Genomic DNA, 15,469 nt, shown 5'->3' on the forward strand with positions numbered 1-15,469 from the left:
TAAACCAGCGTCCACCGCAACCCGTCCAACGTCCGTGACGACGGCCGACGCCCTCTGAGTGGGACGGGATGGGCAAACATATGCACCTGATTTGTCTTCTGGTAAACAGAAATATTTTTTATTTTGGGGCTTGACACGATTTCCGTAAATCCGAACTGATTTGCCCGTCGAGTTAATTTGTCGCAGTCATTCCGGGGCGCGTAGGATGGGTGGAGCGAAGCGATACCCATCAATGCTTGCACGGGATGAAATGATGGGTTTCGCTTCGCTCTACCGATCCTACGAACTTGCTGACGTATCATTTGGGCAAGCGGAAGGGCGGTGGGACGAAATGACTCTCCGCTGCGTTCCAAATTCCATCAACGCGTCGTCCGGGCGAACGCCGGGACCCATACGCCGCGGCGGTCGTTTTGCGGAAAGTCTCCAACGCCAGCGCTCTAGCCGATGGGCCGCGGCGTATGGGCGCCGGCGCAAGGCCGGGGCGACGACGGAACGGTTGAGCTACGCCACCAGCGCCGCATCCCCGCCGGCTTCCTCGCCGCGCTGCGCCTTCAACAGGCTGACGATCTCGGCGTTCGGCCGCGCGCGGCTGAACAGGAAACCCTGGCCTTCGTGGCAGCCTTCGTTGCGCAGGCAGCTCAGTTCGGCTTCGGTCTCGACGCCTTCGGCGGTGATGGTGACGCCGAGGCCCTTGCCGAGGCTGATGATCGAACGCACGATCGCCTGCGCGTCACGGTTGGAGCCGAGATCGCGCACGAACGACTGGTCGATCTTGATCTTGTCGAACGGAAAGCTGCGGAGATAACTCAGGCTGGAATAGCCGGTGCCGAAATCGTCCATCGAGATGCGGACGCCGAGCGAGCGCAGCGCATGCAGGGTCGCCAGCACCTGGCTGCTCTTTTCCAGCACCAGTGTCTCGGTGATCTCGAGTTCGAGCCGCGTCGCCGCCAGACCGGTTTGTTTCAACGTTTCCATCACCATCGACAGCAGATTGCCGACGCGGAACTGCAGCGGCGACAGATTGACCGCGACGCGGACGTCGTCGGGCCATTGCGCCGCATCCATGCAGGCGCGGCGCAGCATCAAGCCGCCGACGGCGTTGATCAGGCCGGTCTCTTCGGCAACGGGGATGAACTCGCCGGGCGAGACCATGCCGCGTTCGGGATGCGGCCAGCGCACCAGCGCCTCGAAGCCGGTGACGCGACCGGTCGAAAGATCGACCAGCGGCTGATAATGCGGCCGCAGCAAATCGTTCTCGATCGCGTGGCGCAGCTCGATCTCGATCCTGCGGCGGGACTGGGCGCGGGCGTCCATTTCGGCTTCGAAGAAGCTGAACGTGCCACGGAACTCGTTCTTGGCGCGCGACAGCGCCATGTCGGCATTCTTCAGCAATCTCTCGGACTCGTCGCCGTCGCCCGGCGACATCGCGATGCCGATGCTGGCGCCGATCACCACCGAATGGCCGTCGAGCAGGTAGGGGTCGCCGATTGCCTCCAGCAGGCGCCTGGCCAGCAGCACGGCGTCCTCGGGGCGCGTCACCCCGCTCTGGACGATCGCGAACTCGTCGGAGTTGAGGCGCGCCAGCACGTCTTCCTCGCGCAGCGTCGATCGCAGGCGCTTGGCGACGCCGCGCAGCAGCTTGTCGCCGATGCCATGGCCGAGCGTATCGTTGACCGCCTTGAAATTGTCGAGGCCGAGCACCAGCACCGCCACCTTCTCGGCGCTGCGCCGCGTATGCAGCAGGAGGTCGTCCATCTGCTGACGCAGCAGGGTGCGGTTCGGCAATCCGGTCAGGCCGTCGTGCTGGGCCATGAAGGTAAGCCGCGCTTCGGCACGTTTGCGTTCGGTGATGTCCATCAACGCCAGCAGCACGGCTGGCTGGTCGCCGTAAACCAGCTGGCGCGAATAGATCGCCAGATCGATCAGCGCGCCGTCGGCCCTGACATGCTTCCAGGTCCGTGCCGCCTGTTCGTCACTGCTGCGATCGCCCGCCCACGGCAATTCCGGATCGAACGCCTGCAGGCTCCGGATCGTCAGTCGCTCGAACTCGGAGCGGCTATAGCCATAGTGCTGGAGCGCGGCGTCGTTGACGCCGAGAATGCGCTCGCCATCCAGCGAACAAACGATCATCGGCACCGGGTTGCTGTCGAACAGCAGGCGGAACGACGCCTCGCGCTGTTTCAGCTCGGTAATATCGACGCGCAGACCGATGACGCCGCCGTCTTCGGTGAGCCGCTCGTCGATCAGGATCACGCGGCCATCGGCCAGCGTCTGCTCGTGACGATCGCCGGGCTGGTGAAGCCTGGTCAGACGCTCGGTGAGCCATTCCTCCTCGCGGCCAATCGCTTCCGGATAATCGCCGCGCTCGACGCCGACGCGGATGGTGTCCTCCAGCCGCGCACCCGGCCTGAACAGATCCGCGCTGCGGGTGTAGATCTCCGCATATTTCTTGTTCCAGAGAATGTAGCGGCCTTCGGCGTCGAGAAACACGATGCCCTGGGGCAGGATGTCGATCGCCTCGCGCAGCCGTTCATGCGATTTGCGCGCGTCCGCAATCGCAGCCTCCGCCTCGGCGCGCGTGCGCACGATTTCGCTGCGCTCGGCGGGGCCATGGCGGCGATTACCTGAAAGCTTTGGGCTGGGTTTTACCGGTCGACCGAAAAGGCGAGCAATCGAGGTCCGCTTTGGTTTCTTGATTGTCTTTGGCCTTATCTTCGGCATTGCTGCGCCTCACCCGCCTTCTGCGTGCAATGTTCTCCGATAAGTGTCTGAAAAAATGGTATCTCTTGCCGATTCGAAGCGCCCCGTGCCCGGCTCTCTGGTGCCCGCTAAAAAGGCTGGTTCACGCTATGCGTGTGTTGCTGCAACAGGCGCGCGAGACCAAACGCAAATGCACACGCAGAATCTCAACCAGCGCACGAAGAACACGCGACACGCATTCGGATTGCACACGGAATGCGCGAAATCTCGCGCTGGCGCATCAATATGCGCCAATGGTCGACAGGGTTATTGAAGCGTTAAGCCGGAGCTGATCGCCGCACAGTGCAAGCCGTCTAAAAAGCTTAGGCCGCGCGCACCGTGTCGAGGAATTTGCCGACTTCCAGCCGGAGGCGGTTGCTTTCGCCGGACAGCGACTGAGCCGAGGAAAGAACCTGCGCGGAAGCGGAGCCGGTCCGGCGGGCGCCCTGGTTCACATCGACAATGTTGGTGGCGACATCGGAAGTGCCCACTGCGGCCTGCTCGACATTACGCGCGATCTCCTGCGTGGCGCCGCCTTGCTGCTCCACCGAGGTCGAGATCGTCGCCGCGATTTGCGAGATCCGGCCAATGGTGGCGCCGATCTGCTTGATCGCCACGACCGATTCCTGGGTCGCCACCTGCATCCCGGCAATCTGGCTGCTGATTTCCTTGGTGGCCCCGGCGGTCTGCGCGGCGAGCGCCTTCACTTCCTGGGCGACCACCGCAAAGCCCCGTCCCGAATCGCCCGCGCGCGCGGCCTCGATGGTGGCGTTCAGCGCCAGGAGATTGGTCTGTTCGGCGATCGTGGTGATCAGGTTGACGACGTCGCCGATCCGCAAGGCTGCCTTCGACAGCTCGTTGATGCGGGCGTCGGTCATTTCAGCCTGATTGACGGCTTCGCCGGCGATCCGGTTCGACTCCTGGACCTGGCGGCTGATTTCAGCGACCGAGGCGGTCATTTCTTCCGTCGCGGCGGCGACCGATCTGACGTTTGAGGAGGCCTCCTCAGAGGCCGCCTCCACCCTGCCGGAGAGCTGCTGCGTCTCTTCGGCGGTCCGGCTCAGACTGGTCGCCGAGGCTTCCAGCTCCGTTGAGGCCGAGGATACGGTCTGCACGATCTCGCCGACCGCGGCCTCGAACTCGGCCGCGAGTTTCTGCATTTCCGCCCTTCGCTGGGCATGCGCGTGTTTTTCGGATTCCGAACGTTCCGCGCGCAGCCGGTTCGATTCCAGCATGTTGTCCTTGAAGACCTGCAGCGCGCCCGCCATGTCGGCGATTTCGTCCGAGCCGCCGGTCGAGATGTTGGTCCCCAGATCGCCCGCGGCAATCGACTTCATGCTGTTCTGCAGATGCACCAGGCGGCGCACGACGCCGCGCCCGACATAGTACCAGCCGATGACCAGCGCCGTTAAAAGGCTGACGAGCGCAAGACTGATCAGGATGATGCGTCCCTGCCCGATCTCCGCCTCCGATTCACGGACCGCGGTGGCAGCGCCCGCTTCGCTGCGCTTTCGCAAGCTGGCGACTTCCTTCTCGAACTCCTGGGCGAGCGTGCGGTTCTCCGTCACCACATTGGCGCCGGCCTTCGCGGCCACCAGTTCGCGTTGCTTGAGCTCGAAAATATTGCCGGCGTCCTTGCCGGTCTTGACCAGCTCATCGACCAGTTTCGACGCCTCGGGATTCTTGAAGGCCGCGGCTGCTTTGCCAAGGCGGCCTGCGGTCGCCGTGAAGCGGTCCTTGACCGGCGGCAGCAGATCGGCGGACGGCAGGTCGGCGGCCTCCACCAGGATTCCCAGTATCAAATTGGATTCCGCGCGCAGGTCCAGAATGGCTTGCAGCGATGCCAGTTCGTTGTCGGCCAGCGCGGACAGCGTCTTCTGAATGACTTCCAGATCCTTGTTGTCGGCCGCGGTCTGCAGGCCCATCGTCAGGCTGAACCCGGCGTCATCGGCCATCGGCGACAGTTTTTCGGCAAGCTTCTGATGCGATTTGCGCAGGCTCGCGACCAGCGCGTCGCGCGAGGCGGCAATGGTCTGGCGCTCGGTGACGGATTGCAGCAGCCGGTCGAGATTGACCAGGATGCGATCGGCGGTCTTGCTGACTTTGGCAACGTCATCGGGAGCGAGCGCGCCGATGCTCTGCTTGAGCTCCTGCCGCGCGGCGGTCAAAACTTTGGAGGCGTGATCGCGCTCGGCCTGATCGGTCGCGGCGAGAAGGCGCGGTGCCGCGGCGGCGACGTCGCCGGCGGCCCTGGCGACCTCGGAGGCCCGCGTGATCTCAGGCAGGCTCTTCTCGGAGATCGCGCCCAGCGAACGCCCGAGGCTGTCGTAGGAGATGATCGCGCTGCCGCTTGCGAGCACCGTGAGCGCAGCGACGACGCCAAAGGCCATAAACAAGCGACCGCGAAGGCCGAGGCGATACCACGACATGCCAGCGTTCATCGCAAAACTCCAAATAACAACGGCAAAATAAAATAGTGCCGCGAGCAGCCGGGCGTTACCCCGGTGCTCGCGGCTTTCTGAACTTACGATCCGGTCTTCTCGAGCCGCTCGACTGCCTTGAAGCTGCCGTCCGCCTGGATCACGGTCAGGAACACTTCATTCGAGCCGCGGTTGCTGGTGGGGCTGTAGGAGAGCTTGAAGCCGCCGAGATCGAGGCTGCCGGCTTTTTGCACGGCGTCGATCATGGCCTGGCGGGTAAGGGCGCCATCAACCTTCTCGAGCGCTGCGGCAATCGCACGGCCGACGAGGTAACCCTCGAGCGAAACGAAGCCGGGCTGCGCGTCGGGCGCGCTGGCCTTGAGCGAAGCATGATAGCGCCCGACCACCGGGATCGCCGCATCCTTCGGGAACGGAACGACCTGCGTGATCACGACGCCGGTGCCGGCCGCGCCAAGTTCCTTTGCAAGCGCATCGGACCCGACAAAGGAGATGTTCACGAAAGTGGCGTCGAGCTTGATCTGCTTGGCCAGCTTGATGAACTCAGCCGCGGGCTTGTAGGGGCTGATCATGATCACGGCCTGGGGCTCGGCCTTCTTGATGGCCAGCAGCGCGGCTTTCACGGCCACCGTGTTGCGTTCGAAGGTGCCTTCGCCGGCAAGCTGCATCTGCCGCTTTTCGAGCGCCTTCTTGACGCCGGCAAGGCCGGCCTGACCGAAAGCGTCGTCCTGGTACATGATCGCGATCCTGGTCGCGCCGAGGTCCTTGGTCACCCGTTCGACCATGGCTTCGGTTTCCTGGAAGTAGCTGGCGCGAATATTCATCACCAGCGGCTTGTGCGGCTCGCGCAGGAATTCGGCGCCGGTGAAGGCACCGATGAAAGGCGCGCCTGCCGCCGTTGCGATCGGCTGGGTGGCGGCGGATGTCGGGGTGCCAACCGCACCGACGAGCGCGAACACCTTGTCTTCCTCCAGCAGCTTCTTGGCCGCTTCGATCGACTTGGTCGGCTCATAGCCGTCGTCGACGCTCTTGAGTTCGAGCTTGCGGCCCTTGACGCCGCCGGCCTTGTTGATCTCGGCGAAGGCAGCTTCCAGCCCGATCTTCATGCCCTGGCCCAAGGCCGAGGCCGGACCGTCAAGCGCCGCGGCTTGACCAAACACGATCTTGTCGGCCGACACGCCGTTTTCGGCGGATGCGGGAATGCTCGTCGCGAGGAGAACAGCCGACGCAGCAAGGAAGGCGTTGAACGGAATAGCTCGCATATGAATTGTCCTTTGGCGGGTGTAATGGTCGAACGGATCTGCTGGCTCGGGTCATCGCTGGCATGACGACACAGCAACACTGCGTTGCGATTGTGCACCCGATAGCTTCAGAACAGATTAATGATTTGACCGGTGCGTATTTGTACGGTTGCTGAATCGAGGCGAGGTTCACGGCCGGGTTGCACCTATGGCCGCACAAGGCGATCGACCAGCTACCCAGGAAATACCCAAAGCAGAATCGTCACTTGCGCGGATCAGCGACAAGTGTCCGAAATTCTTGCGGTGACCGGCAAGGTTATCGAGGGGTTAAGATGCCGGTGAGGCGCCAGCGATTGGCGTCAGCGCGGTTGCTGCGGCTTCCGCCTCCGGTACGACATCATGATCGTAGAGCTGTCTGCGAAACGCCGCATGCGCCGTTATCTCGGCGTCGCGTACGCCGAGATCAGCGTAGGAGGAGTTGTAGCGCATACCGTTCTCACGCGCGCCGCGCTGAACCGCCGCCACCCGCTCGCGCCGCAGGCGCTCATAGGCCAGCAGTGCCGCCGGAACGTTGACGGGCCCGGCACGCGCCAGAATTGTCGCCAGTGCCATGCCATCCTCGATCGACTGGTTGGCGCCCTGCCCGAGATGCGGCAGCATCGGGTGCGCGGCATCGCCGAGCAGCGTCAGCCGACCCTTGGTCCACGCCGGCAACGGCTCGCGATCGTACAGAGCCCAGCGGAATGTTTTTTGAACCTGGCTGAGCAGCGTCCCGATCCGCGGGTCCCAGCCCTCGAATTCGCGGCGGAGCATGTCAGGGTCACCCGGCGCCGACCACGATTCCTTCATCTCCGCGTCGGCCGGCACGAAGCCGACATAGTTGATGAGTTCGCCTGATCGCACCGGAAAGGTGAGAAAGTGTTTCGCCTTGCCGAGCCACATCAACCAGCGATCGGCCGGCCAGTGCGGAATGAGGTGATGCGGAAGCACGCCGCGATAGGCGACGGATCCATGAAACACCGGGCGCGACGGCGGCGCGGCATAGTGGCGGAGATCGGAGTGGATGCCATCCGCCGCGATGACGATGTCGCCTTCGACAGTTGCGCCATTGGCAAACGATACACGCGCGACGTCGCCGGTTTGCTCAAGGCCAACGCCGCGGTGTCCGGTGCGCACGATACCTTCAGGCAGCGCGGCCGCCAGCAGCTCGACCATGTCGGCGCGGTGCATGCCGAATGTCGCGTTCCAGCCGGAAGAGTCGGTCACCTGAACCGGCGCTATGGGCGCTCCGTCATGACGGAAATAATGCGAACCGGAGCCGACCCTGACGCCGAACTTCTCCACCGATGGCCCGAGGCCCACCCGTTGCAGCTGGCGAACACTGTTTGGCGTCAGAAACACGCCTGCCCCGATTTCACCGAGCGCGGACGCCTGCTCGTAGACTGAGACATCGAAACCGCGCGCGATCAGCGCGTTCGCCGCGAACAACCCGCCGATTCCACCGCCAACGATGACAACCCTGAGCCGTTTTCGTTGCATCGTATTATCCTTCGGCTCCGAAACCGAAAAGGCTTCGGAAGCCTGTCCGTTCAGGCTATCCTTCCCTGCAGGAAACACCAAGCGCCATCGCCGGCAGCGCAGACCGGCGGAAGAGAAGCGACAGCGGGAGCATTTCAATGCACGGCTTTACGGCTCTGGCCCCGAACGGCCGGCATTTGGCGGTGCTGCCATTGCTACTGGCTTTATCCGCGCATGTTCACGCACCGGCATTGGCCGGAGATTATCCGGATCGCACTGTCAAGATCGTTGTGCCCTTTCCCGCCGGAGGGACCGCTGACGCCGTTCCCCGGATTGTCGGGGAATGGCTGTCACGAAAATGGGGCCAGCCGGTCGTGATCGAGAACCGAACGGGTGCGGCCGGAAACATCGGCTCCGAAACTGCCTATCGTTCGGCGCCGGACGGCTACACGCTGCTCTCGTCACCGCCGCCACCGCTGGTGATCAACCAAAGCCTGTACCCGAAGCTCGGCTTCGATCCGACCAGGTTCGAGCCTGTTATCGTGATGGCGCAGGTGCCAAACGCGCTGATCGTCAATCCGGACAAGGTCAAGGCGTCGAGCGTGACCGAGTTGATCGAATATCTGCGCAACAATCCCGACAAGCTTACCTGCGCCACGCAAGGCAACGGCACGACCTCGCATCTGACGTCCGAACTGTTTCAACTCATGACCAGGGTGAAACTGCGCCATATTCCCTATCGCGGTTCGGCGCCGGCATTGCAGGGCCTGCTCGCCGGCGACGTCGACGTGATGTTCGACAATCTCGGCGTCTCGCTGCCGCTGGTCCAGGCCGGCAAGCTGAAATTGCTGGCGGTCGCCTCGCCCGCCCGCTTGCCGGCGCTGCCCGACGTGCCGACGATCGCCGAAACGCTGCCTGGTTTCGAGGCGGTCGCCTGGTATGGCATCGTGGCGCCGCCGGACACCCCGAAGAACATCACTGACAAGATCAATGCCGACGTGAACGAGGTACTGCGTCAACCCGAAGTACAGGAGCAGTTGCGGAAACTGTCCGCCGATATTTTCGGCGGATCCGTCGACAAGACATCCAAATACATGCGGGAGGAAGTCGATCGATGGGCCGCGGTGATCAAGTCGGCCAACATCCAGCTGCAATAAGACATCAAACGAGTGGCGCGCTGGCGGCCCAGGTCACGGCCCTAGTTGATTTGAATCCGCGTATTGCGCTGGCCGTTACGCTGGACCAGCGCGAACAGCGCCGCCGCATGCGACGGGTGCAGCCTGATGCAGCCATGCGAGGCGCGGCCGCCGAGCCGCTTGATATCCGTGGTGCCGTGAATGGCGAATCCGTAATAGAAGAAGATCGCGTGCGGCATCGGCGAATTGTAATATTTGCGCGAGAAATAACTTCGATGCATCGATTGCGGACGGAATATCCCGCTCGGCGTGCCATAGCCGCTGCGGCCGGTCGAGACCGGCCAGCTGTACCGCGTCGCGCCGTCGATGCTGACAGCCATGCGCTGGGACGATTTATCGATCTGGACCACGACAGCGGCGCGTGCCGGGCTCAGTGCCAATGCCGACATGAAAATCGCGGCCGCAAATGACAGCCGCATACCCAACCGAAATTTCATAATGAGCCCTGCCGCCCAGAAAACTCTCTAATGGCGGCATGATGTGTTTTGGAAACGCGCCTTTGTAAAGAGCGGCGGGCCGGCCGGGCGCAAAGGGTCCGAATTAATCTTAACCCGGGGCAACCGGGATAGCGTGGAAATGGCGCGAGCAGATGCTGTGGGAGATCAAACAATTGCGATTGGCACGGTTGTCCCGCGCTGCCGATTCCATGTTACGTCTTGGGCAGCTAGAGTGATCCGATGACACCCCGCCTGATTCTGATCCCGCTCCTGGTCTTGATCGGTCTCGCCAATGCCACCATGGCATGGGCGCAGGACAAGGGCAGCGTCGACCCCAAGCCGCTGCCGCCGCTGGCCAACCCCAACGACCCCAACATCGGCGCCAAGGAATTGTTCGGCCGCAAGCTGCTGCCGGCGGCGGCGCCGACGCGGGTGCTCGGCTTTTACGCCCATGGCTGCATCGCGGGCGCGGAGGGACTGCCGATCAACGGCGACACCTGGCAGGTGATGCGGCTGTCGCGCAACCGCTACTGGGGGCATCCGGACATGGTCGCGCTGGTGAAGCGGCTGGCCAACAAGGCGCACAAGGATGCCGGCTGGCCCGGCATTCTGGTCGGCGACATGTCGCAGCCGCGCGGCGGCCCGATGTTGACAGGCCATGCCAGCCATCAAGTGGGGCTGGACGCCGACATCTGGCTGACGCCGATGCCGAACCGCCGCTTTTCGCGCAACGAACGCGAGGAAACGTCGGCGGTCATGATGGTGCGCTCCGACCGGCTCGACATCGATCCCAAAGTGTTCACACCAAGCCATCTGGTGGTGATCCGCGCCGCCGCGCAGGAGCCGACGGTGCAGCGCATCTTCGTCAATGCCGCGATCAAGAAGGCGCTGTGCCGCGAGGCCAAGGGCGATCGCAGCTGGCTGCACAAGGTGCGGCCGATGTACGGCCACGACTATCATTTCCACATCCGGATCAAATGCCCGCCCGGCGCCGGTGAATGCGAGAGCCAGCCCGATCCGACCGAAGGCGAAGGCTGCAGCGCCGGCGACCTCGCCTTCTGGTTCAAGGATTCCGTGCTCCATCCGAAGCCGCCGCTCATCCCGCCGAAACCAAAGCCGCCGATGACGATGGCGCAGCTCCCCCCGGCCTGCAAAGCGGTGCTGACCGCACCGGATGCAAAGCAATAGCCGCCATTTCATTCTCGTCCGCAATGCGCTAGTGTTGAAGCGCCTCACGCCGTAAGCGCGGGCGGACTTCCTGGACGACGGTCCTTAGCTTCACATCTCAACCGATAGCCACCCTGTGCGCGGCCAAGCTGCGCGCAGCATCAATTCGTGAGGACCGTCATGCGCATCAGTGCACGCAACCAGATCAAGGGCACCGTCGTCGAAGTCAGGAAAGGCGCGACCACCTCGCATGTCCGCGTCGATATCGGCAATGGCCAGATCATCACCTCCTCGATCACCAACGAAGCCGTCGATGACCTCGGCATCAAGACGGGTGGCAAGGCCATCGTTGTGATCAAGGCCTCGGATGTCATGATCGCGGTGGACTGACATGCGCGTAATCCTGCTGGTGGCGCTGCTGTTCGGCGCCGCGCCCGCTCTTGCCGCCGAAGAGCCGAGCGGCTGCGACAAGTTCAAATGGCCGATCGAGCGCGAACGCGCGATGCTGACCGCGCCGGATCGCGCCACGCTTGCGTCAGGCGTTGAACTCGGGACATTGCCGTCAACGGGCCTGACACTCGCCATGGTCGCGCCCGCGGACGCCAGGCTGCCGACGCCGCCGGAGCGCGCGCCGAAGGAAGGCAGCTTTGCCGGCTTCGTCAGCGTGAAGGCGCCGCCGAAAGCGGGCCTCTACAGCATCAGCCTGTCCTCGGGCGGCTGGGTCGACGTGGTGCAAAACGGCAGCTTCCTGAAACCGAAGGCGCACAGCGGCGCCACCGACTGCGACGGCATCCGCAAGACCATGAAATTCGAGCTGTCGGCGAACCCGTTCGTGCTGCAGATCAGCGGGACCAGGGAGAATTCGATCTCGATCGCGATCCTGCCGACCGAATAGGCTAAGGTGTCAGACGAGAAGTCCCTTTGAGGTCTCTTTACCCGGCCGGTCAGCCTGCTATTGTTCCGGTCAGCGATATCCCGACCGACCGTAAGTCATCGGGATTGCCGGAACGGCGCTTCCGCCTGTCGCATCCCTGACCCAACCAATGCCTGATTTGCGCGCGCCAACCGCGCCGCGGACTCGCACGGAGCGCCAACATGTATCGTCCCGCCGGAATTTTTGCCGCCTTTTTCATTCTGTTTGGCGCGATCCATTCGCCCGCTGCGGCACAGGACAAGACCATCACGGTGTTCGCCGCCGCCTCGATGAAGAATGCGCTCGACGACATCGACGCCGCCTATACGGCCAAGACCGGCGTCAAGGTCACGGTAAGCTATGCCGCGAGCTCGGCACTGGCAAAACAGATCGAACAGGGCGCGCCGGCCGACGTCTTCATCTCCGCCGACACCGACTGGATGGATTACGCGATCGGAAAGAAAACCATCAACGAGCCGACCCGGGTCAACCTGCTCGGCAATTCCATCGTGCTGATCGCGCCGAAGGATTCCAAGATCGACAATGTCAGCATCGGCGCGGGCTTCGACCTCGCCAAGCTCGCGGGTGACGGCAGGATCGCGACCGGCGACGTCAAATCCGTGCCGGCCGGAAAGTACGCCAGGGCCGCGCTGGAGAAACTCGGCTCCTGGCAGGCGGCCGAGCCGAAATTCGCGATGGCCGACAGCGTGCGCGCGGCGCTGACGCTGGTGGCGCGCGGTGAAGCCACACTTGGCATCGTCTACTCCACCGACGCCAGGGTCGAGCCCGGCGTCAAGGTGGTGGGTACCTTCCCGGGCGATTCCCATCCCGCGATCATTTATCCGGTCGCAGCGACCACGACCGCCAGGCCGGAGACGTCGGATTATCTTGCCTTCCTGCGCTCGACCGCGGCCAAGAACATCCTTGAAAAATACGGCTTCAAGTTCCTGGTCAGTCCCTCGAGCTGATGTTCGATATCTCGCCGACGGAATGGACGGCGATCCTGCTCTCACTGCGGGTCGCCATCATCGCAACGCTGGTGGCGACGCCGTTCGGCATCGCGCTGGCGTGGCTGCTGGCGCGGCACAATTTCTGGGGCAAATCCATTCTCGACGCACTGGTCCATCTGCCGCTGGTGCTGCCGCCGGTCGTCACAGGCTATCTGCTGCTGCTCACCTTCGGCCGCCGCGGCATGGTCGGCGCGTGGCTGGCCGACAATCTCGGCATCGTGTTCGCGTTTCGCTGGACCGGAGCTGCGCTGGCCTGCGGCGTGATGTCGTTTCCGCTTCTGGTGCGGCCGATCCGGCTGTCGATCGAGGCGATCGACCGGCGGCTGGAACAGGCATCGAGCACGCTCGGCGCGGCACCGTGGCAGGTGTTTGCCACCGTGACCCTGCCGTTGGCGCTGCCGGGCATCCTGGCCGGCATGGTGCTCGGCTTTGCCAAGGCGATCGGCGAGTTCGGCGCCACCATTACGTTCGTCTCGAATATTCCCGGCGAGACCCAGACGATTTCCTCGGCGATCTATTCGCTGATCCAGACGCCCGACGGCGACCGCGCGGCGGGGCGGCTGGTGCTGATCTCCATCGTGATCGCGATGGGCGCGCTGATCGCATCCGAGTGGTTCGCACGGCGCGCCACGCAGCGCCTGCACGGGAACTGACCATGCTGCGCGTCGAGGTCACAAAGCAGCTTGGCGAGTTCTCGCTGGAAGCCTCCTTCACCAGCGAGGGCCGCGTCACCGGCCTGTTCGGCGCGTCCGGCGCCGGCAAGACCTCGCTGATCAACATGATCGCGGGCTTGCTGCGGCCCGACCGCGGCGTCATCATTCTCGACGGCGAAACGCTCGACGACACCTCGACGGGCGCGCACGTGCCGCCGCACCGCCGCCGCATCGGCTACGTGTTCCAGGATGCCCGGCTGTTTCCGCATCTCGATGTGCGGCAAAATCTCGACTACGGCCGGCGCATGAACAGCCTCGCCGAGGATCCGGCGCAGCATGCGCGCATCACCGACCTGCTCGACATCGGCGGCTTGCTGGATCGCCGGCCCGGAAAACTCTCCGGCGGCGAGCGTCAGCGCGTCGCGCTCGGCCGCGCGCTGTTGTCGAAGCCGCGATTGCTGCTGCTCGATGAACCGCTGGGATCGCTTGATGAGGGACGCAAGATCGAAATCCTGCCCTATCTGATCCGACTGCGCGACGAAGGCATCCCGATGGTCTATGTCAGCCACGATGCCGCGGAGCTGCGCCAGCTCGCAACGCAGATCGTGATGCTGCGCAATGGACGCGTCACCGCGCTCGGCGGCGTCAAGGTGCTGACGAGCAGCACGCCTGCCTGATTTCGTCCGTGATCCAGATCACGTTCGATCGGCACGGAATTCAAGAAATCCTGTGTTTATAAGCACTTCCTGAACACCCGTTCAGAAAAATCTTTCGAACTATTTTCGCGGGCGACGCGTCTCATAAACGCATCAGGCAATCACGCCTAGCACAATGGAGACTACAACTATGTTCCGTAAAATCGCTCTTGCAGCTGCTGCCGCGATCGCTCTGACCGCTGCTGCTGTTGCCCCGGCTTCGGCCGGTGGTAAGGGTGGCCACGGTCATGGTGGGCATCACGGTCATGGCCATCACGGCCATCATCATGGTCATCATCATCACGGTCATGGCCATCATCACCATCACGGCCATCATCACCACGGTCATCATCACTTCGGATCGTTCTACATCGGCGGAAGCTGCTGGAAGACGGTGTGGTCCGACTTCGGACCGCGTCGCATCTACGTCTGCGGTCGCTATCTGTAAGCTGACGGCCATCGCAAGAAGGCCTCAGCCGAAGGCTGGGGCCTTCTCCCTTTCTGCAGCGCTCGCCGTGACGAAGTTTGGCGAAGCGACATCCTAGCTCGTGCGTTTGCCCGCAGGATGCTCACCCAGCAAGTCGCGCAGCGCCTGAATCTTCGGCGAACCCGCGCCCTTGCGCCAGATCAGGTAGGTATCCGCCCTGTTCTCGCCCGGCGGCAACCGGTGCACCCGCAAGCGTTTGCTCTCCGGAAACGTGGTGAGAACACTTTTGGGCAGCAGCGCGACGCCCATTCCTGCAGCGACGCATCCGAGCATCGCGTGATAGGAGCCGAGCTCAATCGTGCGCTCCGGCATCTGGTCGCGAAGCGCGTACCAATCCTCCAGCCGTTTGCGATGCGGACAACCATGCTCGAAGGCAATGATGGTTCGCGGGAAATACTCCTTCTTGCCTTTGTCCTTGCCTTTACTCCTGCCTTGGCCGATCGCCGGCGTGCCGGCAGCGGACACGATCACGGGTTCTTCCTCGAACACCGCAACCTTTTCAAACAACGCATCCGCAATCGGCAACGTCACCAGCGCAGCATCGAGCTCGCCGGCCAGGATCGCCTTTGAAAGCGTCGGGGGATTGCCGGTGCGAAGTTCGAGCTCCACTTCCGGATAAAGGCGATGATACTCGCTGACCGGTCCCGGCAAGCGGACGGCCGCGGTGCTCTCCATCGCCCCCAGCCGAAAGATTCCGCGTGGCCTCGGATCCTGCACCGCGTTGCGCGCCTCGTCGGCCAGCGCGAGCAGCCGGTCCGCGTAGTCGAGCAGCACCTGCCCCGCCGGTGAAAGATGCAGGCGCTTGCCCTCGCGAATAAAGAGCGGAACGCCGATGTCGTCCTCGAGCTGCTGGATGCGCGTCGTGACATTGGATTGAACGCGATGCAAATGCTCCGCGGCCCGCGTCACGCCACCCTCGCGGACAACCGCGCTGAAAATCTTCAAATCGGACAGATCCATACATCTCTCCACGGG

The 15,469-nt window shown here is 63.4% G+C and carries 14 protein-coding genes; 8 read left to right on the forward strand and 6 right to left on the reverse strand.

The genetic code is table 11. The features are described 5' to 3' along the window. Positions 1–501: 501 nt before the first annotated feature. From JQ611_RS19635 to JQ611_RS19650, 4 genes are all read right to left on the reverse strand, one after another. Positions 502–2,721, reverse strand: a complete 2,220-nt coding sequence (locus JQ611_RS19635; protein WP_212386690.1) for a bifunctional diguanylate cyclase/phosphodiesterase — start codon at positions 2,719–2,721, stop codon at positions 502–504. Positions 2,722–3,062: 341 nt separating this feature from the next. Further along, positions 3,063–5,180, reverse strand: coding sequence for a methyl-accepting chemotaxis protein (locus JQ611_RS19640; RefSeq protein WP_249133303.1), 2,118 nt, complete (start codon positions 5,178–5,180; stop codon positions 3,063–3,065). 83 nt (positions 5,181–5,263) lie between these two features. Further along, the gene (locus JQ611_RS19645) at positions 5,264–6,439 is read right to left on the reverse strand and encodes an ABC transporter substrate-binding protein (protein ID WP_212466338.1); all 1,176 of its coding nucleotides are present in this window, start codon (positions 6,437–6,439) and stop codon (positions 5,264–5,266) included. Between the two features lie 306 nt (positions 6,440–6,745). Next, positions 6,746–7,957 carry an FAD-dependent monooxygenase gene (locus tag JQ611_RS19650; protein ID WP_212386681.1) on the reverse strand — a complete coding sequence of 404 codons (1,212 nt, stop codon included), beginning with the start codon at positions 7,955–7,957 and terminating at the stop codon, positions 6,746–6,748. 137 nt (positions 7,958–8,094) lie between these two features. Between JQ611_RS19650 and JQ611_RS19655 the strand changes: the two genes are divergently transcribed. Then, positions 8,095–9,093: a tripartite tricarboxylate transporter substrate binding protein gene (locus JQ611_RS19655; protein WP_212386679.1), complete on the forward strand. Its 999-nt coding sequence runs from the start codon at positions 8,095–8,097 to the stop codon at positions 9,091–9,093. A gap of 41 nt (positions 9,094–9,134) precedes the next feature. Here the strand turns inward: JQ611_RS19655 and JQ611_RS19660 are convergent, their stop codons facing one another. Continuing rightward, complete coding sequence (locus tag JQ611_RS19660) at positions 9,135–9,569, reverse strand: L,D-transpeptidase (RefSeq protein ID WP_212386677.1); 435 nt, start codon at positions 9,567–9,569, stop codon at positions 9,135–9,137. Positions 9,570–9,809: 240 nt separating this feature from the next. Here JQ611_RS19660 and mepA point away from each other — a divergent pair, with 240 nt between their 5' ends. The 7 genes from mepA to JQ611_RS19695 all read left to right on the forward strand — a co-directional run bounded on the left by mepA (position 9,810) and on the right by JQ611_RS19695 (position 14,552). After that, positions 9,810–10,757, forward strand: coding sequence for a penicillin-insensitive murein endopeptidase (mepA, locus tag JQ611_RS19665; protein ID WP_212466339.1), 948 nt, complete (start codon positions 9,810–9,812; stop codon positions 10,755–10,757). Between the two features lie 159 nt (positions 10,758–10,916). Continuing rightward, positions 10,917–11,126, forward strand: a complete 210-nt coding sequence (locus JQ611_RS19670) for a molybdopterin-binding protein (RefSeq protein WP_212265795.1) — start codon at positions 10,917–10,919, stop codon at positions 11,124–11,126. Position 11,127: 1 nt separating this feature from the next. After that, positions 11,128–11,631, forward strand: a complete 504-nt coding sequence (locus JQ611_RS19675) for a hypothetical protein (RefSeq protein ID WP_212386673.1) — start codon at positions 11,128–11,130, stop codon at positions 11,629–11,631. Positions 11,632–11,831: 200 nt separating this feature from the next. After that, positions 11,832–12,617: a molybdate ABC transporter substrate-binding protein gene (gene modA, locus JQ611_RS19680; RefSeq protein WP_212466340.1), complete on the forward strand. Its 786-nt coding sequence runs from the start codon at positions 11,832–11,834 to the stop codon at positions 12,615–12,617. Beyond that, positions 12,617–13,312 carry a molybdate ABC transporter permease subunit gene (gene modB, locus JQ611_RS19685; RefSeq protein ID WP_192739217.1) on the forward strand — a complete coding sequence of 232 codons (696 nt, stop codon included), beginning with the start codon at positions 12,617–12,619 and terminating at the stop codon, positions 13,310–13,312. Before modA ends, modB begins: the two co-directional genes overlap by 1 nt. Before the next feature lie 2 nt (positions 13,313–13,314). Then, complete coding sequence (modC, locus tag JQ611_RS19690; RefSeq protein ID WP_212265791.1) at positions 13,315–13,989, forward strand: molybdenum ABC transporter ATP-binding protein; 675 nt, start codon at positions 13,315–13,317, stop codon at positions 13,987–13,989. 266 nt (positions 13,990–14,255) lie between these two features. After that, on the forward strand, positions 14,256–14,552 hold the full coding sequence (locus JQ611_RS19695) for a hypothetical protein (RefSeq protein ID WP_212466341.1): 297 nt from the start codon (positions 14,256–14,258) through the stop codon (positions 14,550–14,552). Here JQ611_RS19695 and JQ611_RS19700 read toward each other — a convergent pair. Then, positions 14,549–15,454, reverse strand: coding sequence for a LysR family transcriptional regulator (locus JQ611_RS19700; RefSeq protein WP_212466342.1), 906 nt, complete (start codon positions 15,452–15,454; stop codon positions 14,549–14,551). The genes JQ611_RS19695 and JQ611_RS19700 overlap by 4 nt on opposite strands. Between the last annotated feature and the right edge of the window lie 15 nt (positions 15,455–15,469).

Origin of the sequence: Bradyrhizobium sp. AUGA SZCCT0182, assembly GCF_018130185.1 — a bacterium.
Classification (GTDB): Bacteria; Pseudomonadota; Alphaproteobacteria; order Rhizobiales; family Xanthobacteraceae; genus Bradyrhizobium.